The organism is Enterococcus sp. DIV0187 (assembly GCF_051713785.1).
Taxonomy (GTDB): Bacteria; Bacillota; Bacilli; order Lactobacillales; family Enterococcaceae; genus Enterococcus_A; species Enterococcus_A avium.
In genome coordinates this window covers 3,038,415-3,060,281 of the sequence record NZ_JBIOQO010000001.1, presented here as the reverse complement: position 1 = coordinate 3,060,281, position 21,867 = coordinate 3,038,415, and the positions used below count along the sequence as shown (strand labels likewise).

Here is a 21,867-nt window from a genome sequence, read left to right as displayed (position 1 = left end):
CTCAATCCTTCTTTCTGCCTGTCATCATCCAAATAAACCAAGAGAAAAGAATCAATAAAAATATCAACCCAATACTAGAAAGAATTAATTGATTTGAGGGCACTTTTGGCTTGCCTAGATATCGCTTGTTCATCGTTTTATCGCTTTGATTAATAGAATTCTTTGCATTGACTAAACAAGCCTTCACACAAATTCGATTGCTCGTTGCATTTGTACTGTCGCAAGTAAGTAGTGTTAGTTCAGGTTTCTTCGTTTCCTGCATAACCTGAATATCTCGTTCATCAATTACTTTTTTCTCTACTATTTTGTACTCATAGTTTTTCCCCAGATAATGCAAGAATACGGAGTCCTCTACTTTCACCTGATTCAACGAACCAAACAAAAAATTTTGACTGCCAACATAGTGCCCTAAAATGACTAAATTATTTTTGGATGGCTCTCGTTCAGGGAATATGGTACCCGCACCGATTAAGAGCTCTTCGTTTTTTAGACCTGAAAAAACTGGTAAAAAAATATCAGCAGCGGGTACCTCAATAGTTCCTATGCCAGTAGTTTTTGGGACCTTCGCTGCTAAAAAACTGGACAGTTGCAAAGGCTGAATCTCTTCGACTACTGGTTGTGGGGTATTGGCTAAATTTGAAGTGATCGTTATCTCTGTGTTCTGATGATAAAGAAGCAACCACTCTTTGATCTTGTCTACTCCCATCAAAGCAATAGCAACCAGCAATGCTCCTATCAACATAGTTCTGAGAACTAGTCTATTCATCCGTTTTTTTCTTATCCTTTCTGCGAATCAATAGCAATATCGTGAGGATAAGCAGTAAAATAATCGCTCCTAATAGGTAATAAAGCCATGTATAGTTCGGAGCAGCGTCTAAGACATCAACATCTTTTTTATTGTAGGTTTGTGCAGCTTTTTGAGTAATGGTGAATTTCTTTTCAAATTCCCATTTCTGTTGATAATTCTGTGGTTTTCCTTCGTTGTCCTTCCCGAAAGTAAATTCCCCATTTTTATCTTTTATTCCGTAAGCAGTTCCTTTATAAAGGTATTCACCAGCTTCTAGTTCTTCTCCCTGTAAAGGAATGTTGTACCAGAATCCAGAATTTGGTGCCATCTGCATATTTTCTGTTTTCTCTGAATAAACTTTTTTTCCATCTTTTTCCTTATAGATTGCCGCATCAATGGCTAAATTGTTTATGTAAAACGGCTTATCATTGCTGAAGTATCCACGAATAACATTCCTAACATTCCGTTGATTGGCTTCGGCCTTTTGTAGGGTCAATTCTCCTGTTCCAGAGATTCCCTCTGATTGTCGCATCAATACAGCCACTGCAAAATTAAATTTATTTTTGATGGCCATGCCTTCGGAATCCTTTTTCTCTTTTTCATCGCTATCAACTTCTTGGAATGAAATTCCTCCGGCAATAATCCCAGGAAATTCTTCTTGAGGCATTTTTACAGTAAAGGAATAGCGTTCTTTTGATTTAGGTGCTAAGGTGACTACTTTCTTATAGTCGACTAATTTTTCGAGATCATGCTTTTGTGAGGCATGTAGTGGTAAATCATTAGGCGAATATTCTACTACCCCATTATCATTCGTCTTGGCGCTAGTCATTCCAACGTTTATTTTTACTTCTTTATCGGTAGCATTTGATAGATCAACTTCTAGTTTTTGTGTTCCTCCCGGTTCAAGAAGAATATCGTAGTAACCCAATTGCCCTTTTCGTTGGCTCTCCGGCAAAATCGGATCGACATTAAACGAAAACTCAGAAGCTTGAGCAGCTCTTAACGGGAAGAAAATACTTAACGTAACTAAAATAAGTGATAGTACACTATATTTTTTCATGAGACTTCCTTTCAAATTCAAAAATAATATTTTTAGGCTTTACTGCCAGGGCGCGCTAACAAGTATCCACTGAAAATTGGTTGTATAGTTGGTGTCATATTTGATTGTTCGACCTGGAACAGATAAGTGAATACTTTTTTCTCCTTCTTCAGCATCTTTCCCCCAAACAAATTGAAATGAACCTTCACCAGTACCTTCTTTGGCCTGCATCACATTTACAGACTCATTGGGAAAGAGCACAAAACGCTCTTTCCCATCAGGCAATTCTGAAGTTGAATTTGTGACAGCTCTTCCATGTTCAAATGAAATACTTGCACCATCTAAGATACGGCCTTCAGAATCTGAAAATTGATTTTCTTGCTTCAGCTCTAAATTCCAACCAGTATAAGTTTGTCGGTTATCAGTAATTTGGATGAAATTGGGCCCTTTTTCCAATTTACCTGTTGCTTTCACACGAAAAGGCTGTAAAAATGCGAAATATTCTTTGTCGATTGTTTGAATTGATTGCTGTCCAAAATAAAACTCGGAAACATAATCAATTTGTAGCTTTCTCGGCTGATTCTTTGTGTAGAAAAAACGAATATCGCCTTTACTAGTGGTTTGCCCATTGACCTCCAGGGAATAAGCAAATACTAGACACAAACAAACAATCCACAAGATTTTTTTCACAGATTCTCCTCCTTATTCGTTTTAATGAATTAATTTTTCACGGAAAAATTAGTTCTATTCGAATGCCGTATATCATTCAACTAAAGTATTCAGTCCATTTATGAAACATTTTTGCCTATTACTTCTCTAGCCATATCTCCTGCTAAAAGTTGAACTGACATCCTTATTCGTTTTAATGAATTAATTTTTCATGGAAAAATTAGTTCTATTCGAATGCCGTATATCATTCAACTAAAGTATTCAGTCCATTTATGAAACATTTTTGCCTGATACTTCTCTAGCTATATCTCCTGCTAAAAGTTGAACTGACATCCTTATTCGTTTTAATGAATTAATTTTTCACGGAAAAATTAGTTCTATTCGAATGCCGTATATCATTCAACTAAAGTATTCAGTCCATTTATGAAACATTTTTGCCTAATACTTCTCTAGCTATATCTCCTGCTAAAAGTTGAACTGACTCTAATAAAGATGTGTAAATTTGAATCAAATTCTCTTATTATCGTCGACATACGATTCCACTAACGTATTAAAAATACGTAGTGGAACTCGCAACTGACATCCTTATTCGTTTTAATGACAAGTATTAATCAATCGGGCTGCTTGTTAATGTCCAAACCAAATTTGTCGAATAGTTAACAGCTTCTTTTGGTGTTTTTCCAGGCAGAGAAAGTTCCACCGACTTGATTACAGGTATTTCTTTCACTTTATCTTCTTGATCTTTCTCTTCTACCCATTCGACAGTTCCCCAGCGGTTTACCCATGTACCAATCCCAGCGTTTTCGCTCGCCTGCATGACTACATTTGAACGATTATCGCCTTCTAAATAAATTTGAGGATTAAGCACTGGAGCCGGACTATCAGATACACTAGCGCTTTCCGGATTTTTCAAAGTGATTCTTGCACCCGTTAACGTGTGATACTTCGCTGCCTTCTCCGCATGAAACTGATTGGTTTGTCTGACTAATAATTGCCAGCCAGTATACTCACCTCTCGTATCTGTCACCTGCACATAATTTGGGCTTAAATATTCCGTGTCAACGTAACGTTGCGCTCTAGCGTAATATGTTCGATCTTTATTCGTGATTTCTTGCTCACCAAAGTCTAAGCTGGAAACGAAATCGACTGATAGCGGCCCGGGCGTTCCTTGCTTTGGACCATTGGGATTAGTTGGATCAATTGGACGTATCGGCTTATTCGGGTCGGGATCATTTGGATCAACGGGTGGTGTAATTTCATTCCCTGATGTAAAGCCTACATCACCCTCACTTGGATAAAATTGTTCTTGCGCATGTGCAGCTGTTTGAGTTGAGGCAAAAATCGATAAACTTGCTGCGGTAATGATAAACTTTGTTACTGCTCTCATATTTTGCCTCCTATTAAATTAAGGTTTTGCCACTAATTTCCAAGTTAGGCTAGTCGTGTATTTCCCAACTTCTGCATTGGCAGTCCCTGGTACTGTTAAGCTAACCGCATCGGCTGCATCCGTTGCATTTTCGCCAAAATGGAAAGCCCAAGTTCCTTTACCTTGTCCTGCAGCGGCAGAGGCAATACTATGCTCATCACCAGGATTTAGATCTACTTTAGTGGAAGTTGTAGGAGCAGCAGATCCGCTGATACTTTTAGCTTTGATCTTATTCAACGTCATAGCTGCACCTGTTAAATCAGTCGTTCCTTTTTTAAATTGTGATTCTTGTTTAACGGTTAAGTCCCAACCTGTATAAAGACCAGTTTTATCCGTTACTTGCACATAGTTAGGGCCATCAGCAGGGGTTCCATTTTTGTACTTTTGCAATGCGGCATTATAAGTATGTGTTTGAGTTGAGATTTTTTGTGTACCAAAGTCAAAGCTTGATGCATAGTCAATTGACAATGGTCCAGGGGTACCAGGCTCTGGGCCATTTGGATCAGTTGGATCAACGGGATCAACCGGCTTGTTTGGATCTGGATCAACTGGATCAACTGGGGGAGTTGGAGTATCGTCCTTTTCAAAATTCACGACGCCATTTGATGAATACGTAGCTGCATCCACTGATAGACTGCCTAATACAGCTGAGCTTAATAAAAGTCCTGTTAATAAAATAGTAATTTTTTTCATGTTTTCCTCCTGAGGTTTCAACTTTTTTTTGTATGATATTTGCGTGTCCTACTTAGCTTTCATTCTGGATTAAGGATTACTAGTAGGAGCTTTTTCCAATGTCCAAGTCATGGTTGTTTGGTACGTTGTTTTTTCAGCTAAGGCTGTTTTTGGCACATGTAAATTTGCATTATGATTAAAGGTCCATTGACCTCTTCCTTCATTTTTAGCAGCTTGCACGATTATTTGATCTTGATTGAAATTCGCAAATTTGATTGTTGGATTGATTTTAGAAGGTGCTGTCACACCTGTTACTCCAACTGGGGTTCCTACGTCAGTCAATGATAAAGTTGCCCCTGACAAATCTTTCCCATTTCCCCCATTTCCTTTAAATTGGGCATTTTGCTTAACTGACAAACTCCAGCCTGAATAAATACCCGTTAGGTCTACGACTGAAAATGTATGTCCAGTGCTCTTATAATCTTGATCAGTCAAACTAATTGATTTTTGCCCAAAATCTAACTTGGATACATGATCAATGTAAAGATCATCTCCATTAGATCCGGCTCCTTGAATAAATTCGATTTTTCCAGTTGCTTCTTCAGCATTTGCTGAAATAGCACCTGTAGAGATAGACCCTAAGATTAGTGCCAATACCAATAATTTTGTTTTCTTCATGCTTGCACTCCTTTTTTTCGTTCTTTTACTATCATGCATCCGATCATTCCTAAAATCAGTGTGCCGAAAATTTTAGCTCTTACATAGCTAGAATCCCCTAATTGTGGAATAGTATCGGGTAAAGAAGACGTGCTTGCTCCACGATCAACATAGTCGTTCCCATTACCAGATGTCCCTGGTAATTCTTTTTTGTCTTTCGGATTAGCTGATTCTTCCTCAAACTTATATTCTCCATATAACGTTACACTGCCATTACTGCTATATTCTTGTTTTTCTTCTGCATAAGCACCTAGGCTTGTTGAATGAAAGAAAAAAGAAATCATTAAGCAACTGATCAATAGCCATTTAGGTTTTTTCTTAACTTGCATCTCTCAAACCTCCAGTCTATGGTGCTAAAGCATACGTCCAGGTTAGCTCACCTGTATAGACGCCTTTGTATTGCTTACTAAACGGTATTTTCATCATCAAGCCCTTAGTGTCTGTCCAACTGCTGCTGATATTCAAAATAGTATCAGTCGTAAATGTATCCGATTCAACAACTGAAGCATTTTGATTAATTTGAGCATCCGAATAGTACAACGTATCTGCTAGTGATTTACGATCACCGTCCCCTTCTAATTGAATCGGTTTGCTTTGAGCTAAAGAAAGCGTCCATTTTGATTTTTGATAACGCGTATCCTTAATACTCAAATCAGTTTGTGTACTGCCATCTGCTTCGTATCCTTTAGGTTTTGTCGCATTGATTTCTTTTTGCTGAATGGGGTATGAGCCAAAGTTAAAAATCTTTGGAACCGTCATTTTAAATTCACCCTTTGGCTTATACAAGAGCGTAAATTCTGCACCAGCTGAGGTCATTTCATGTTCGGTTTCATCTGAATCGCCGCCCTCAAGTCCCGTATAAACATAGTCTTGATAATCGGATGTCGCTTTTTTGTAATCGATCAAACGAAATTTTTTCCCAATTGGCATTGAGATTGTTTCCGTCTCAACACTTTTAGAGTCAGCTTTCTTATGATGAAGGACTAGATTTGCAGCAGGCGGATCCTCTACTGTTACCGAGACATTATTTGACGTGTAATCTACCTCTAAGGCATCGGGATTGGTCAGATGAAAATTCGTGTTCAATGACTTCCCGATTGCTGCGCCCTCGCTTACCTTCGCATTGAAGGCAATCACATACTCCTTCAGCAGATCGTTGCTCGTGTTTTCCAGATTCAAATTAGGAAATTTAAGCTTTTGACCACTAATTTCGTAAAGCGTTTCAGGAATCTCAGTACCATTCAATCTCAGATTCAACTTGTCATCAAAATCGAGACCATATGGTAAAGTCGTTTCAATGGTGACATTCTTAGAACCAAAGGAATTTTTCTTGATTTTAATGGAATCCTTGATTTCTAACTTATCCCCACGCTGCGCAGTCACATCCGTACCAACAGATGAATTTTGCGTGACATTTTGAATTGTTGCTTCTTGACTTTTGATTGCTGTTGGCATTTCGCGGATCATCAAGGCATTGGTTTGTGCCAACGACCCTGTTGAACCAGTAAAGCCGAAGTAAACTTCCTTCGAACCACCAAATGTCGATAGCATTTCTTGTTCATCCTTGAAGGTGTAGCTGATTGGCGGAATGCCGTCATCTACATCATTTTCTTCACGGATCATTAACGTACGACTAGCTGCATGCCAAGCAACCACCATTGAACGCCAGCCTGGAAGGAGCCTATTATCGTAATACGTCCCACCAAATGACAGCCAAAAATTAGAATTCGTTACTGCGAGATGCCCCTTGGGTGTTGTTTCAGCAGGTTTGACAACTCCGATATGTCCATATCGACGATCAGTAGCTGAAAGGCCGGAATCCTGGTCATCGTTATAAAACGTATCGTACTCAACTGAGATGGCATTGCGAACATAATTTCTTCCCGCACTACCGACGCCATAAGCACCTAACGCCTTCCCGCCAGAACCGATCACGCTTGTTTCATCAGCAGTTCCAATTCGCGGATCATTTGTAAAAGTGAAGGTCATCCCATCACCTGTTCCCATTTCACTAGAAGGGCTTGTAGTTTTTCTTTTCTTTAAGCCTAAGTAAATATCAAATCGAAAGGCAAAATCATACGACAGATCGATTTTATTCTTGGACCAGACAGCACCCAGCTGACTTTTCTGATCCTTCGTAATCGTCAGCACCTTACCATTCTCATATACCTGCGGCGGCAGTCCTGAACTTGAGATACCTGGTCGAAAAACATTCGAAATGTTTACACCGCTTTCGTATCCATTCGGATTGTGATAATCTCCAAGCTCTCCCCAACTAGGGTGAACATTTGAAGGATTATCCGCTGTGCCTACCAAAAAGGGCCTAACTAGCGTCCTTTTATTCTTTGCCGGACCATAACTACTAGTCACAGTCTCCTCTTTCTCAGAAGTAGGTAACTCTTCCGATTCCGATGTACGAACAATTTCAGCGTCTTCGTCACTTTTATCGCTTTCTTTAACGGATTCCTTCGGTTCTTCTGGATCTTCTGACGATTCTGAACTACTTTCATTACTAGAGCTTTCAATGATTCGCTCAGAAGTTTCCGCACTGACAAGCGAAACTTGGGATAGGGCAATGAAAGTTAGGATGAAAAATACTGTAAGCTTTCTCAGTCTCTGCATTTGCATCCTCCTCTCTTTATAAAATAACTGTTCTCTTTTATATCCTTAGACCTCCTTTCTGTAATGACAATAACAGAAATTGATTTCTTCATTTTTCTTTTTTTTTTTTGTAAATTAAAAAAAAAAACAAAGGAAGGTCTTTTTAAATCAACTTATTTCGAAATAAAATTTAAGAAATATGTTTATAGACATACATATAACCGCTTACATAAGATATCATAACATTGCTTTTAAAAATTAATAATAACATTTTCCGCTTTGTAAAACATGTTAATATCATGGTAATTAAGCAGAATTATGCCTTATTTTCTAATCATTTAATCATTTATCAAAAGAACAAATCCAAAAATATACTTATTAGAAATTTGTTTCCCTATACATGAATTATCTATATGTATAATTCGTCAAATATATTATTAATAAAAGGGTTAGGACTTTTTCCAAAAAGTTTGCTTCAAGTTGGAAAAACAATTATGTTTCAACTTTGCTATAGAACACCTCTAATTTACAGAAAATATAAACAATTATTTTTTGTATATTATTTTATTTATTTTCGTTATGATTTTATTGCTTAGCTATTCCCCATCCTTAAGAAAAAAGAAAAGGAATTTTCTATATATCAAGCATTAACTATAGATTAAATTACAGAGCAACTTTAGGTGTAAATCTGAACTTACTTCTTGTTATTAACAAAATAAGAAAACATCCTTTTAAGGGATATAAGAATCAAAAAGGAACTCTAAGAATAACTAATAGAAACACGAGAAGAACAAATACTTCCTACAAAAAAAGAAAACGTTTACTGAAAATGACGGCTGCCATTATTTTTATCCATCACTAATTACTCTACCGAGCCGCTTGACTTGCTCATTTTTCACCTTTCTTTTAAACTTATCAAAAGTAAGCAAAAAAGAAGGGGATTTTATGCCAGCATTTCATCATATTTCATTATTAACCAAAGACAGTCATGAAAATGTCCATTTTTATACAGAAATTCTAGGGATGCGCTTTGTTAAAAATACAGTCAATCAAGATAATCATCGGATGCTTCATTACTACTACGGCGATTATCAAGGAGCGCCCGGCAGTGTCGTAACCTTTTTTATTATCCCTAGCCTAGGACATCGCTACGAAAATCAAAACTTCATTTCCACAATAGGTCTGAAGCTTCCGCAAACTAGCATGGCTTATTGGCAAGAACGGTTGAACAAATATTCTATCGACTATTCTGTAAATGATCGCCAAATTCACTTTTTTGACCCCGATCAGGTAGAAATCATCTTAACTGAGACGGATTTACCGCCATTGGCGATGGATCATCAAGTCAACAATGACGTTCCAGCAGATAAACAAATCATAGGATTGCATTCTAGTCAGCTCCACGTTAGCGATCCTCAAGCGACTAGTGCTTTTTTCGAGACGTTTCTTGGGTGGGCAACAGTTAATCAGCGAATTCAATTGAACGCGACGGATTTTCTCGAAATCTTGCCTACTGAAGCTAACAAGCCTAGTCACATGGGACGAGGCAGTGCAGATCATATCGCTTTTGCGGTTGTTGATGATACCGCCTTAAATGAGTTGTATCAACGAGCAGAAAAACAAGGCTGGCAGATCGAAAAGCTAGTTTCCCGTGGTTACTTTAAAAGCCTTTACATTCGTGAGCCTGGCGGAAATCGTATAGAGTTTGCGACTTTGACCCCTGGTTTTACACTTGATGAGCCACTGGAAAAATTAGGAGAAAGTCTAGCTTTACCACCATTTTTAGCGAAACAGCGTGATGAAATTGAAGCCAATATTTATCCAGAAAGATGATCAGAAGAAGCGTGAATCACGAATTTCCGTTGATTTCACGCTCTTTTTCCTATTTTTACCTAAAATGGAAAGGCTGTTCTGCTAGACCATCCTGTCAGGCTCCCTCTAGATAGGATTTACTTCAATAGTTATTCATTCCTGTAGCTTGATAATCTTCTGCTCATAATTTGATCTTATTATTTGATAAATATTCGTTTCAAAAAATCGATTTAATCACATCCGTTATTATTCTAGCCGTAAACATTAACGCCAGCAACGCGCTATATCACGAGCTTTTTTATAGAAAACGGCTATTTATAAGACTTTAAGTCAGTAAATACACAAAATCCCAAATTTTTAATAAAAATGAAAAATTTTGTTTAAAAAAAGAATTACTAGCCTCTCAAACTTTTAAAAATAACGATTATTATCCAAAGAACAGATAACGGACAACACAAATAGCTATGATACATCAAAAAAAAGACCAACTCATTCATGAGTCAGTCTCCAATTAAAAACACTTATTCATTCATAAAAATGACAGACCATTCCCCACGCTTACTTAAAAATTCTTTCGCTAAGTCCTGTGCACCTTCCAACGTATGGTTCGCTGCCCAGCCGCATTGCACTGGATTGCTTGCGGGAACTTCGGTAGCCGTTAACACGTCTTGCATTGTCAACGCTACTACGTCCATGATTTCATCGATATTGTCGTGATTCAAAACGGTTAAATAAAAACCTGTTTGGCAGCCCATTGGCGACCAGTCCACGATGTAATCTGCGTGGTTACGAATTAGCTCTGCCGTTAAATGCTCTAACGAATGTAGCGCCGCCATATCCATATAGGCTTGATTTGGCTGTTTTAGGCGGACATCGTATTTGACGATCAAATCACCATTCGCTCCGGTCTTCTTATCTGCCACCCGAATATAGGGCGCCTTTACCTTTGTGTGATCCAAATTGAAGCTCTCAACATTCATTTTCATTTATTCTGCCTCCATTATTTTTTCTGCGATAACTAACCAAACAAAGCGATTCATTTGTTTATACCTTGTTTGGAAGCCATTCATTCGGAATAGTTCTTCCAGCTCACTCATTAAGGAATAGTATTCCCGTTCGAGATCAGCTGCTAAGTTGGCTCGTCCTGCTGCTTTTTCTACTTCCAAGATTTCCGTATACGTCTTCTGCGATAGGAACATCGTATCTCCAAAAACGATCTTTCCGCCAGTAGTTAATAGCTGACTGTAGCGTTGGATCGCTCGCGTCTTTTCCTCTGTGGTCAAATGGTGAAAGACCAGATTTGAAGCGATCGTATCTATTGGTTCATTGGGTACAGGGAATTTTTCCATATCGCCAGCGAAAAAGGTGGTCTCGTGTAACGCTGGTTTTTCCGCTGCGATATTTCGCATTTCCGGTGATGGCTCGACTGGATAAACGGTCTTGCCAGCAACGACTAGTTTTTCGGTTAAATTGCCTGTTCCACTACCGAACTCTAATACTACCTCCCCCGAAGCAGCATTGATTTCATCCAGTATCTGCCAGTAATTAGCGAAAACTTCCTGATATTCAGGATTTCCGCCATTCACCTCATCGTCGTAGACCACTGCCCACTCCTCAAAGATCGGCATAAACTCCAATCCCATGTTGTTAACCTCTCTCTATTTTTATTTCTATCACTCACTTTTTAGGCTCTATCAGTCACACCTCCAAAGCCCTTTTGCTTTTCCTTTCTGTCATGTAATACTCCTGCGCCAGCAGCAAGTTTCCTTTCTGTTGTTTTCACGCATTTTTTTGCCAACTCATAATAGCCATGACTTGGCAAATTAGACTACTGGATAATCCTTAATAAGCTTCTCTCAAATAAATCTCCTTTGATAGATAACGATCTCCTGCATCGGGAAAAATCGTCACCACTTGACTTCCCGCAGGCAAGCTAGCAACCTCTGCCAAGGCCCCTACCATCGCGGCTCCCGATGAGCTGCCAATCAAAATTCCATGCTCCTTCGCTAGCTTTCGGGTCATCGCAAAGCCTTCGTCATCACTAATCGTAGCAAAGCAGCTGATCGGTAACTCGTTTAGAAATGTCGGAATAAACTCAACACCGATCCCTTCAATCTCATGCCCATGACTCTCTCCACCGTTCAGGATCGAGCCTTCAGGTTCCACACCAATCAAGCGAATCGCGGAATTTCGTTCTAATAGATACCGCGCCACCCCGCTAAAGGTCCCGCCACTACCGATTCCTGCTACAAAGCTGGTGATACCTTCTCCAAGATCCTCAACCAATTCCGGTGCCAACGAGCGATAATACGCTTCTGGATTGGCGGGATTTTCAAACTGTAAGGGTAGATAACTGTCAGCAAGTTCCTCATGCAGTCTTTTCGCTTCTTCGATCGCACCACTGATCCCTTCAGCAATTGGCGTATGGACAATTTCCGCTCCTAAAGCTCGCATCAACGCTTGCTTCTCCAAACTGAACTTTTCTGGAACTACAAAAATCGTCGGTAAGCCCGCCTCCAACGCTGCAAGGGCCACGCCAATCCCCGTATTCCCAGCGGTCGGTTCAATAATAGTCGTCCCTTCTTTGATCCTGCCCTGTTTGAAGCCTTCTTCAATTAGATAAACACCTAGCCGATCTTTGATGCTTCCCCCTGGATTCAAATATTCCAGCTTCGCATAAATCGCTGAACCTTCGGGAATTTCTTCAAATTGATGGTGAGTGAATCGCAGCAACGGAGTATGTCCGATTGCCGCTTGGATAGAATTAATAATCATCATTGCTCTCCTCGTATTTATTTTTTTCGCATGTTTGTCGTTCAATTTTAGGTAACAAAAAAAGGCGCCGACTATTAATCAGCACCTTGAGCTTCCACTATATTGCTCCTGTAAATTCCCGTTCAACGGGTATACAGGTAGCCAAAATAATCGAAAATTGGGCAGTTAATAGACATGACAAAACGGTATGCTGCTTTTTAGCACCATACAACAACAGCAAGATTCAGTTGCGAACTGTTTGCTGAATGTCATGACTATACCTCCAAAAATATTTAGACCATTTAGAATAGTTAAAAAATTACCATAGATAGCGATTACTGTCAAAGGAAAGACTCATGCGGTTTTAATCGAATGAATAAAATTACCTTTCACCTAAACCCTAGACTATACTCATACTCCTTTTCGATCAATCATATCAAGCGACAACTTAGAATTAGCCCCTCAACTTCAAGTGATTCAAACAGTCTTTCAATGTTTCTAAGACCTAAACATTCTAATTGAACAAAAACTTTAATTGTACTCTAAATTGAAAATCATTTCAAATCGCAATTTGACACTTCCCCCCCTAAAATAACCATTTTCAGGGTAAAAAAGCCTCTTTTCACCCTAAAACGTGTCAAATTGAGGGGGGGTAATGGTTATTTTGCGATTCGCATCTTTTTGCTAAATCTCGTATCGTGTAGTTAACAAAAATAATAAGGCTATGCAGGACGCTGCTTCCTTTTCTCAAATAGAAAAACACTGAACGATCATATAACACACCCATGAGGAGGAAACCCTAATGAATGAACAGCTTTTGACATACAATCAAACATTCTCACTAAAACCAGAAACACTAGAAAAACGCATCATAGAGTATTACCAAGAAACACAAAATAGTAGTTTAACCATCAAGTATATATTAGCCTTACGCGTACGCTTCAAGCTTGGTGCGCAAGAGTTCGCCCACATTCTGGAGGATCTTGTCCGCTACCTGTTTATGAATACCAAAGCCACACGCACAATGAAACGCTTCTTCTATTATTTCAAAGATTACTTCATGGAATCTGAGTGGAAAAGGCTGGCCTTAAGAGTCTTTCCCATAAGAAACTTTGGCAAGAAAGTCGTCTCTGCTGTTCGTTCACTTATTTCAGCTGTCCGCCCTGAAGAAACGACGGAGACCTGAGATAAAACACCCTACGCATAAAACAAGAAAGGAAGGATTCGATGAGAACCGAAACGACAGATTTAATTGCATTATTTACGAAGAATAACGGTGGCAAGCACAACTGGCGCTACAAAGGTGTGGACACCAGCTTGCCGGCAGAAGAAATCAAAGAAGCTTGCGAACTATTAACGACACTAGACCTTTTTGAAAAAGATGGCGTAAAACTATTTGATTCCGTCTTATCGGCGAAGTTCGTCACTACGATTGAAACCATGATTTTTGATTTGGAGCATGACCCCGAAGAAACACAAATTGAAGCAGAAAAAATGAAGGACGCTACCCGTAAAAAAGTTTGCTCTTTTGAAGTCACTGATGAATCTGACAAAGTAAAAGAAACCCTGCCAACCAAGTTGTTGCGACCTAGCATCCCTGTCTTAAGCCAAGCACTTGAACGTCAGTATGAACACATTGAAACGGTAGATACCTCGGACTCTATAACGATCAACAATGAGGCCCTTCCGACAAGCAAAGACAAGCAAATTATTGGCGATGAAGCAGAGTCAAATATAGAGCAAATTCCCGACACTGAAGTACAGAGCACTAAGGAAGGCAAAGGACTGTTTCGTTGGATTCAAAAAATCAAGTATCGAACTCGAAACAAAGAAGCGCCAGAGAGCACACCACGAGAATAACCCTTCACAACGAAATCCTGTCATTCATGCGTAGGAAGTAAAACAATCCCCCTGCGATCACGGTCTCAGGGGGTGTGAAAATATATTAGAAAGCGACGGTATTTTTGATGACTTTTTTACCTATTTTACTCAAAGGAACACTTATGAATTGTCTATTTAGCAGTTTTTTAGCTATGCTTGGATTCAACGTGTCCCTGATTAATCTCAGCTTGATTGATTTGGATCAGATGATCCGCTACAGGATGATTCTACAGCCTGTCCTTCAATCTTATCGGAACATAGCGTTGCATTTGGCGATAGCCCAGACCTTTCTCGATGTCCTTTTGGTACGCATTTTCTTCGTCCAAATAAGGCATATTGAACATAAAGTTGCGGGATTTATCCACTTCGAAGTTTGTTCCTTCTACCCACTGAAAAATTTTGTCTTGGACTTTCTGGATGCTCTCATCGTCTTCGTCAATACTGACGGCCATCGCATACAGACCACCTGGAAAATCAATCAGCTCAAGCGGGCTCACATCGGCTTCACTGACGCCTTCTTTAACCGCGCATATCATAGTGGCTTTGTCTTCATTTACCAGCATAAAGTCCAAACAGTCAAAAATAACTGGACGATACAGCGGGAAATGCTGCCACAGCTGAAACATATAGCCGCCTTTTTTGAAGATCTCTTCAAAGGTGCGTTCGCCAGAGGTGACTGCCCTAAAGGATGGAATTCTGATCACCATCACATCGGGAACCTTCTTATCTAATTTATCCGTGATCTCGATCAAGCGATTGATATTCGCCGGTTTGCCAATATAGTCTACGTTGACAATCTGCGTCTCGATGTCCTTGGCCTTGTTGTAGAGCTGCTTGATATCGGCATTATCCGAAAAATTCATTTTTTCTATTTCCTCGATAAAATCAAGCACAATACCTTTCAGTTCATTCAGCAAAGAAACCTCATCGTCAATCGCGTTGACCTTTCTACCTAAAACCTCCAGCACAACATCCGAGCCGGAAGCTTTGAAAATCCGCTGGATGTCCTTTATGCTGATGTTCAATTTGCGTAAAATAAGAATCTGTTCGATCCGTCGAACGGCTTCTTCGTCGTACATCCGATACGTGGACCCCTCGCTGCGAGTACTATTCAGGATACCCATATCTTCATAATAACGCAGCGCACGCGCAGTAATATTGTATTTACTGGATACCTCTCTGATTTTGACTAAATTATTCATCGTTCATCTCCTTTCCTGACTTACTTCATTATGAAGGCTTACCCAAAGGAAGAGTCAAGCTATTTTTGAACTTTTCCTAGGCAATCAAGCAGTAGCTCTTAACGTCACTTGTAGTTGTAATCGGTCTCTTTTATAATGAAGCTATCAAAACAAAGGGGGCTCTTGTTTGACTAACTTGTGTTTATTATCGGTGATTTGCTCTTCATTCAGCTAAAAAAATCATTTATATGAGGAGAGCAAAACAATGAAACTGACAATTCGAGAAACAACTAAAGCAGACAACGAAACGGTTTACCACGTCGAAAAACACGCATTTGGAGAAGTAGACGAGGCCGATTTGACTGAGAAGCTATTGGCCGATCCAACCGCTCAGCCGTTTTTATCTCTTTTAGCATTTGATGAGGATAAACCTGTCGGACATATCCTGTTTACGAAGGCAACACTCACGAATCACGAACAGCTTTCGGTTATGATCTTGGGGCCTTTAGCCGTTATGCCCGATTATCAAAAGCAAGGAATAGGCGGACAATTGATCAAAGAAGGACTGCGCCTGCTGCAGCAAAAGCACGTTGAGTTAGTCTTTGTCTTAGGTCATATCGAGTACTATCCAAAGCATGGCTTCAAGCCCGCGTTGCCACTCGATTTCCAAGCGCCTTATCCTGTAGAAAAAGGCAAAGAAGATGCATGGATGGTTCAAGCGTTGAAGGCTGATTTTCCGATTGAAGACTACGCTGGAACCGTGCGCTGTTGCGATGAATTTATGCGGCCAGAATATTGGCGAGAATAGACGATCCAAACCTTTATACCAAAATCGCGGTATAAGGGTTTTTCTTTGCAGATTTAGCCGAAGTTGTATATAACAAAAGAAAGTAAAACCTCGCAAATAAGCGAGAAAAGGAGTCCCGATCATGTACTCATTAGTTCCCGAAAATATGTATGAAGTCGAACAAAAACTAAATTACTTCAAAGAAAAAGGCGATAAAATCACCGAAGAAGAAGTCATCCAACAAGCCGTACTCGATAATAGCCAGCAAATCCTAGATGGCGATCTAGAAGGTCCCTACTGGAAAGTGAAATGGCAGCCCGAAGATAAAACCCTTGCCATCTTTGATATCATGAACAAACAAGTCGGTACCGTTGATAGTCTGTCGGGATCGTTTATCGATGACTTCCGCACTAGCGCACCGAATGTGATTCGACATTTGGCGGAGGTGATTCAGAAGATTGTGAATGAGAATTAAGTTTTGAAAAGCCGAGTGACTTTGTGACTATCGATGTGATAGTGTTTGGTCGTTCGGCTATTTAGTATTTGTAGAAATGATTGTATTCTTTTTGGAACAATCTCTTTGGGCCTCTTCATTATCGCCTTCCATGTGTTTCACCAAATTATCGTAGGTTTTACCTTTTGCTCCTAAAAGATCGTAGGCTTCTGTATATAAGATTTTTCCTTCTTTTGCCTTCCTATTTACAGAATGAACAAAATTTAAATCCAGTTTCGAACCTTGCGTATTGTAGTAATTTCCACCTCCATTGCAGCTTCAGCTTACCACAATTGCTTCTAGATAATGTATTTAGGATTTGGATTTATAAAATGATGATTTACAGTTGGAACAGTTATCTCAAACTAATTTATGAGGTTGAGATTTTTGAGACCTAGAATTTTTTTAATTATCTTATATTAGTGAAGAATCTCCCTATTATCCCATTATTAAAATCTTTAGATAATTATTTTGGAATTTAAGCATGGTGAGTAAAAACGATATGTTTCTCTAATAAAAAAGACTTTTATCAGATTTAAAAACACAATGTTTTGAATGAAGTATAGTGCTACAATTAAATAATAAAAAGTATAACTGGGAGGAATTATGAAATCAAAAACTATTTTTCAATATATTTTATCAACTAGTATTATTGTATTACTTTCAGTGTTTGTTAGAGTAACTGTTGATCAGCTTATCCACGATAATCTTAGTTTCGCAATATCACTATTGCCAATGTCAATCCTAATGATAACTTCTATAAGTATTAAAAATAAGAATGAAGTAAAATTTGAATCTAAAAGGTTATTAACTAGTTTGATTTATGGTCTTTCAATCGTAATTAGTTATTCAACCATTAGTACAAAATTTTTATTAATGTGGGCATACTTAATTATGGCTGTATTGTTAACTTGTTCACTAGTATTATTTATTCTTTTACATAAAGAGAATGAAACTATTAGTAGTAATCACAAAGATACTAACAAACAAAATTTCTCTCAAAATCTATTTATCATATATTTCGTGAATTTTTCTAAAACATATGAGTTAGCTATGCTAATTAACAATAAGATAAAGATGACTGTAGAAAAAGAAAAGGTGACTAGTTCTTCGAATACTGAGTCTGAACAGTTCAATTTTGGAGTTAATAATGAAGGCATACCAATTAATATTTCTACACAAGAATCTGTTGGAAGCTCCTCAAAGAAAGAAGAGGCCTTACGTGAGAGTTTCGAAATAAAAAATACTAAATCAAAGCTTCTTGAACTTGTTCTTAATAAAGCTGAATCAATTACTGAATTCAGCGACCTTACAGAAGGAAAGATTATAAAACTTGATGATGTGAAAATGGAGCTCTTTGATAAACAAAATTCAGAAGCAATAAAAATGATGATGAGTGGAGCATTTAATGGTTTTAACATACGTGGACAAGAACAAGGTTTGGACTATGAAATGAATCTTTCCTCTATACTAAATTCATTTCTATCTGAATATGTTTATGAATTGAATTTCTCAAAAAATGATAGATCTTATATTATTACGATTCCTTTCACTGGAAACTCTCAATTTGAAAATAATTATTCTGTCAATGATTTGCTTACCGGAACCGTTACAGTGGTTGGTGTTTATAAAGGAAAGTATGATAGACCAGTTCAATTTCTTGATAACATGCTTAAATCGAAGGAGAATCAAGAACCAAATACAAAACAAGCTGAAAATCCGGTAACTGTAATGAATGAAGCTGATGAATTTGATACTATTTCATTCTCTACAAATACAACTGAAAAACCATCTGAAGGAGAGTCTATCACGCATTATATTGATGTTATTGCTATCCTGCAACAAGTTGTTATCGAAGGAGGAGCCAATGAAGAGGAAGCTAATTAGTTACGAATATGACAATTTCAAAAAAACTTATGATACATTATCTGAGTCCGGAATTGTTACATCTATTTCAACTTTGTTTAATCGAAATGGTGATTTGATTTCTATTGGTGATGAAACAGATACTAAAAAATACTACGATATTACTTCTTTAGTATCATTACTAAAATATAATGAAGGTTTTCAATTTAAATACGAAATTGAGTTAGATGAAATTATTGAGAATAACACTGAATGTGAGTTTTTAATTGAACAATCATATTATGATTTAGCTAATAAAATATTTAAAGGTCGATTTCAATACGAATCGAAAGATGGCTCCAATTCACCGAAAACAAATACTAAATCAGAAAAAACTGCAACTCTAAAACCAATAACTATGTATAAGAATGGAACTCTCCCAGGTTTGAAAAAGAATAAAGTTTTATTGAACTTATCACAACTAGTTGTTAAAAATGGTTTTTTGTATTTAGTTAACTATGATGAAATAGATGAGAATGAACACTATTTAGTAGATATTAGTGGATTATTTTCAAATTCTATTTTAGAGTCGTCTTTCGGTATTGAGATTGCAATTGTAGAATTGACTCATACAGAAAATATTGAGTTCTGTATCAATGAAGATTATAAGAAGTCCTTTTACGAAAAGATATACCCCTTATTTTCGGAAGTAATTGAGACAGATGTTTCTGCCTCAAAAGAGGTTCTTGTTACGCCTAATTCGATTTTAGATTTTGACAAAAAAAAAGCAAATGAACTATTTACAAAGATAAGAAAAGAATATTTTGGGCAAGAAGCTTTTTTGCAGAGATTTGAAGAAAAAATGAACTCATTTATCGTTCTAAACAAATTGGGTAGAAGTAAAATACTCTCTTTACTATTATGCGGCTCATCAGGTAGTGGAAAAACAGAAGTGGCACGTTTACTACATAAACACTTATATCCTGCGACACCACAAATAAAAATAAACTTCGGAAACTATTCAGGACAAGGATCATTATGGAGCTTAATTGGCTCTCCGAGGGGCTACCAAGGTAACGAAGAAGGCGGAGAGCTTACAAATAAAATTAAAAAAAGCGATTCTAAAATCATTCTAATTGATGAATTCGATCGAGCTGATAAAGCAATTTTTGATTTCTTTTATGAATTACTTGAAGATGGCTCATATACGGATCTAAATGGAGATGTTGTTGATTTGAATGGATATATTATCATACTAACTTCAAATTTAACTAAACACAATTATTTTGAAAAGTTACCAGAATCTCTTATTTCCAGAATTGATATGTGTGAACATTTTAAGAACCTTTCGCCAATACAAAGAGACGAATTCATCTATTTCACGGTTATTGAACTTATAAACGACTATGAAGAATACCTAAAGTCTATTGCTCAAGAATATAATCCAGAAGAAATATTAAGTATGCAAAAAGCCCTGTTGGAAATTGACTATGGTACGGAGAACAACCTAAGGCGTGTTAAACGAATTATTTTCAATCAATTTTCTAAGATTATTGAAAATTGACTGAACGACAACAAGGATTAATCAACATAATGTGAAAGTAAGGCAGGTGATTGATTCTAGATTTCCACAACTAAATTTTCTTTCCTCCTAACTTTTAATCGAAAAAACCTAAGAGAACCAATACCTCTTAGGTTTTTTGATGTGTATTATTTTTGATAAACCTGTTATCGAATCATTGAGTCTATATCATCTAAATCTGCTTCGATAAAACGAAAGATATTATTACTCAAATCGCTTTCCAGGGTGTTAAATAGAGCTACATTAATTTTGTGTGTATTATAAAAACTCCTGATGTCCTTTAAATGTTGCTGGCTAACACCAATTAACTTAATGAAACTATTATTCGGATTAAACATAGCCTCTTGAAATTGGATTGCGTAATATTTGCTTTCAAAAAGATAAAGCGTTTCATTAATAAAAATATTTTGATCATAAAAATTCTTTCCATTAGTGTTTAAGAACATCCAAAAAGGATCACCTATTGTTCGATAGTTTGGAATAAGATATTTTTCGGTATGGCTAAGACTAAACTTTCTAAAATCTGAATAATTTATATATTTAATATTTTCGTATTCAGAAACCATTTTGGCTCCCTTTTGTAATTTAGTCTCTGATAAAAAGATCCCATTAATATTGCCTACACTATTCAATTTATAAGCAAAATCTGTTACTTGGCTCTTATTAATAGTTTTATTCCAGCTTTTACATTCGAGGGCAACCCTATATTGTAATCCGAAATGTTCATACTCATATAAAACGTCAAATTCATGCATAGTATTATCAGCACCAATTATAGGAATTCTTTTTGATATTTTCGCGTTAATTCTTTCATCTTCAGCTATCTTTCGACAGATATCTTCTATTACATCTTCAAATTTTCTTCCTCTATTTTTAAATTTATTAAACATACTCGTTCTCCCTGAAATACCATTTAAGAATATTATCATTGCCAGGTGCAATAATCAGTGCTGGCTTCAATAATCCAAATCTTGGATAAATCAAACCTAATTGAAAATCATCCAAATTTGCCATATTTAAGAGACTCTTTAAGTGTACTTGACTTAAGCCGTAAACTTTATGATTATCTTCCATAGATTCAGCTATTTTTTGAGCTTGCCTACGTGATAAATACAATGGAATCACCCTGCCTTCACAACAATGATAAGTTCCTGTGTTTTTACCTCTTTCATCTGTTTCCATCACTACCCAAAAGGGATCTCCAATAGTTGACTCATCAGGCAATAATACTTCGATTGCCTTACGTAAGCTTTTAATAATTTCATTTTGAAGAACAAATTTAACTGTTTCTATCTTATGTTTAGATACTATTAATGCTTCATTTGAAATACAAGAATCATAATACAAAACGCCCTTTGCTTTGAACTCTAAATCATTTAGAGTATTTGATAATCTTAAAACATCTTCCGTTGTAGCTTCTCTACTAGAGACTACATTTATTATCGTTCTTTCAACATTATTCATTTGAATAAATTCCAAGTATATATCTACATGGTTTTTCATCGTTCTTCCCAAAATATATTGATCTCTAATTATTTTGGGTTTGTAAATGTTCTCTGAATTAAAATAGCTACTTAACATCCCAACAACAGATTCAACAAGTTTCTTGTGATTTTTCATT

The 21,867-nt window shown here is 37.3% G+C and carries 21 protein-coding genes; 7 read left to right on the top strand and 14 right to left on the bottom strand.

All coding sequences use genetic code 11. The annotated features are described in order from the left end of the window. Position 1 precedes the first annotated feature (1 nt). From IGI52_RS14995 to IGI52_RS14960, 8 genes are all read right to left on the bottom strand, one after another. Positions 2 to 766: a class A sortase gene (locus tag IGI52_RS14995; protein WP_016181691.1), complete on the bottom strand. Its 765-nt coding sequence runs from the start codon at positions 764 to 766 to the stop codon at positions 2 to 4. Then, entirely contained in the window at positions 759 to 1,847 is a 1,089-nt protein-coding gene (locus IGI52_RS14990) for a DUF916 and DUF3324 domain-containing protein (RefSeq protein ID WP_102872142.1), read from the bottom strand. Before IGI52_RS14990 ends, IGI52_RS14995 begins: the two co-directional genes overlap by 8 nt. 39 nt (positions 1,848 to 1,886) lie before the next feature. Next, positions 1,887 to 2,516 (bottom strand): WxL domain-containing protein, encoded by a 630-nt coding sequence (locus IGI52_RS14985; RefSeq protein ID WP_127978287.1) that lies wholly within the window; start codon positions 2,514 to 2,516, stop codon positions 1,887 to 1,889. Positions 2,517 to 3,102: 586 nt separating this feature from the next. Then, positions 3,103 to 3,882, bottom strand: a complete 780-nt coding sequence (locus IGI52_RS14980) for a WxL domain-containing protein (protein ID WP_311871597.1) — start codon at positions 3,880 to 3,882, stop codon at positions 3,103 to 3,105. An 18-nt stretch (positions 3,883 to 3,900) separates the two neighbouring features. Then, positions 3,901 to 4,614 carry a WxL domain-containing protein gene (locus IGI52_RS14975; protein WP_048720485.1) on the bottom strand — a complete coding sequence of 238 codons (714 nt, stop codon included), beginning with the start codon at positions 4,612 to 4,614 and terminating at the stop codon, positions 3,901 to 3,903. 69 nt (positions 4,615 to 4,683) lie between these two features. Further along, positions 4,684 to 5,271: a WxL domain-containing protein gene (locus IGI52_RS14970; RefSeq protein WP_311871599.1), complete on the bottom strand. Its 588-nt coding sequence runs from the start codon at positions 5,269 to 5,271 to the stop codon at positions 4,684 to 4,686. Next, a complete protein-coding gene (locus IGI52_RS14965; RefSeq protein WP_016181697.1) occupies positions 5,268 to 5,639 on the bottom strand; it encodes a hypothetical protein in 372 nt (123 codons plus the stop codon). The genes IGI52_RS14970 and IGI52_RS14965 overlap by 4 nt, the downstream gene beginning before the upstream one ends. Before the next feature lie 16 nt (positions 5,640 to 5,655). Next, on the bottom strand, positions 5,656 to 7,932 hold the full coding sequence (locus IGI52_RS14960) for a lectin-like domain-containing protein (protein WP_016181698.1): 2,277 nt from the start codon (positions 7,930 to 7,932) through the stop codon (positions 5,656 to 5,658). Between the two features lie 924 nt (positions 7,933 to 8,856). Between IGI52_RS14960 and IGI52_RS14955 the strand changes: the two genes are divergently transcribed. After that, a complete protein-coding gene (locus IGI52_RS14955; protein WP_016181699.1) occupies positions 8,857 to 9,744 on the top strand; it encodes a VOC family protein in 888 nt (295 codons plus the stop codon). 500 nt (positions 9,745 to 10,244) lie between these two features. Here IGI52_RS14955 and IGI52_RS14950 read toward each other — a convergent pair whose 3' ends face one another. The 3 genes from IGI52_RS14950 to IGI52_RS14940 form a co-directional block, all read right to left on the bottom strand. After that, a complete protein-coding gene (locus tag IGI52_RS14950) occupies positions 10,245 to 10,709 on the bottom strand; it encodes an S-ribosylhomocysteine lyase (protein ID WP_016181700.1) in 465 nt (154 codons plus the stop codon). Further along, positions 10,710 to 11,366, bottom strand: a complete 657-nt coding sequence (locus tag IGI52_RS14945) for a class I SAM-dependent DNA methyltransferase (protein ID WP_311871604.1) — start codon at positions 11,364 to 11,366, stop codon at positions 10,710 to 10,712. A 199-nt stretch (positions 11,367 to 11,565) separates the two neighbouring features. Beyond that, complete coding sequence (locus tag IGI52_RS14940) at positions 11,566 to 12,498, bottom strand: PLP-dependent cysteine synthase family protein (protein WP_311871630.1); 933 nt, start codon at positions 12,496 to 12,498, stop codon at positions 11,566 to 11,568. A 781-nt stretch (positions 12,499 to 13,279) separates the two neighbouring features. On the opposite strand from IGI52_RS14940, the gene IGI52_RS14935 reads away from it, so the two are divergent. Beyond that, positions 13,280 to 13,663 carry a hypothetical protein gene (locus tag IGI52_RS14935; RefSeq protein ID WP_311871606.1) on the top strand — a complete coding sequence of 128 codons (384 nt, stop codon included), beginning with the start codon at positions 13,280 to 13,282 and terminating at the stop codon, positions 13,661 to 13,663. A gap of 41 nt (positions 13,664 to 13,704) precedes the next feature. Beyond that, the gene (locus tag IGI52_RS14930) at positions 13,705 to 14,337 is read left to right on the top strand and encodes a hypothetical protein (RefSeq protein ID WP_311871608.1); all 633 of its coding nucleotides are present in this window, start codon (positions 13,705 to 13,707) and stop codon (positions 14,335 to 14,337) included. A gap of 248 nt (positions 14,338 to 14,585) precedes the next feature. On the opposite strand, the gene IGI52_RS14925 is transcribed toward IGI52_RS14930, so the two are convergent. Continuing rightward, entirely contained in the window at positions 14,586 to 15,560 is a 975-nt protein-coding gene (locus IGI52_RS14925) for a MerR family transcriptional regulator (protein ID WP_311871610.1), read from the bottom strand. A gap of 244 nt (positions 15,561 to 15,804) precedes the next feature. Here IGI52_RS14925 and IGI52_RS14920 point away from each other — a divergent pair, with 244 nt between their 5' ends. The 4 genes from IGI52_RS14920 to IGI52_RS14905 all read left to right on the top strand — a co-directional run bounded on the left by IGI52_RS14920 (position 15,805) and on the right by IGI52_RS14905 (position 20,228). Beyond that, positions 15,805 to 16,347: a GNAT family N-acetyltransferase gene (locus IGI52_RS14920; protein WP_311871611.1), complete on the top strand. Its 543-nt coding sequence runs from the start codon at positions 15,805 to 15,807 to the stop codon at positions 16,345 to 16,347. 121 nt (positions 16,348 to 16,468) lie between these two features. Further along, complete coding sequence (locus IGI52_RS14915) at positions 16,469 to 16,801, top strand: hypothetical protein (RefSeq protein WP_311871613.1); 333 nt, start codon at positions 16,469 to 16,471, stop codon at positions 16,799 to 16,801. A gap of 624 nt (positions 16,802 to 17,425) precedes the next feature. Beyond that, positions 17,426 to 18,706, top strand: a complete 1,281-nt coding sequence (locus IGI52_RS14910; protein WP_311871614.1) for a hypothetical protein — start codon at positions 17,426 to 17,428, stop codon at positions 18,704 to 18,706. Further along, positions 18,687 to 20,228: an AAA family ATPase gene (locus IGI52_RS14905; protein ID WP_311871615.1), complete on the top strand. Its 1,542-nt coding sequence runs from the start codon at positions 18,687 to 18,689 to the stop codon at positions 20,226 to 20,228. The genes IGI52_RS14910 and IGI52_RS14905 overlap by 20 nt, the downstream gene beginning before the upstream one ends. A 164-nt stretch (positions 20,229 to 20,392) precedes the next feature. On the opposite strand, the gene IGI52_RS14900 is transcribed toward IGI52_RS14905, so the two are convergent. Beyond that, positions 20,393 to 21,136: a restriction endonuclease gene (locus IGI52_RS14900; protein ID WP_438781643.1), complete on the bottom strand. Its 744-nt coding sequence runs from the start codon at positions 21,134 to 21,136 to the stop codon at positions 20,393 to 20,395. Further along, entirely contained in the window at positions 21,129 to 21,866 is a 738-nt protein-coding gene (locus IGI52_RS14895; RefSeq protein WP_311871617.1) for a hypothetical protein, read from the bottom strand. Before IGI52_RS14895 ends, IGI52_RS14900 begins: the two co-directional genes overlap by 8 nt. Position 21,867 lies beyond the last annotated feature (1 nt).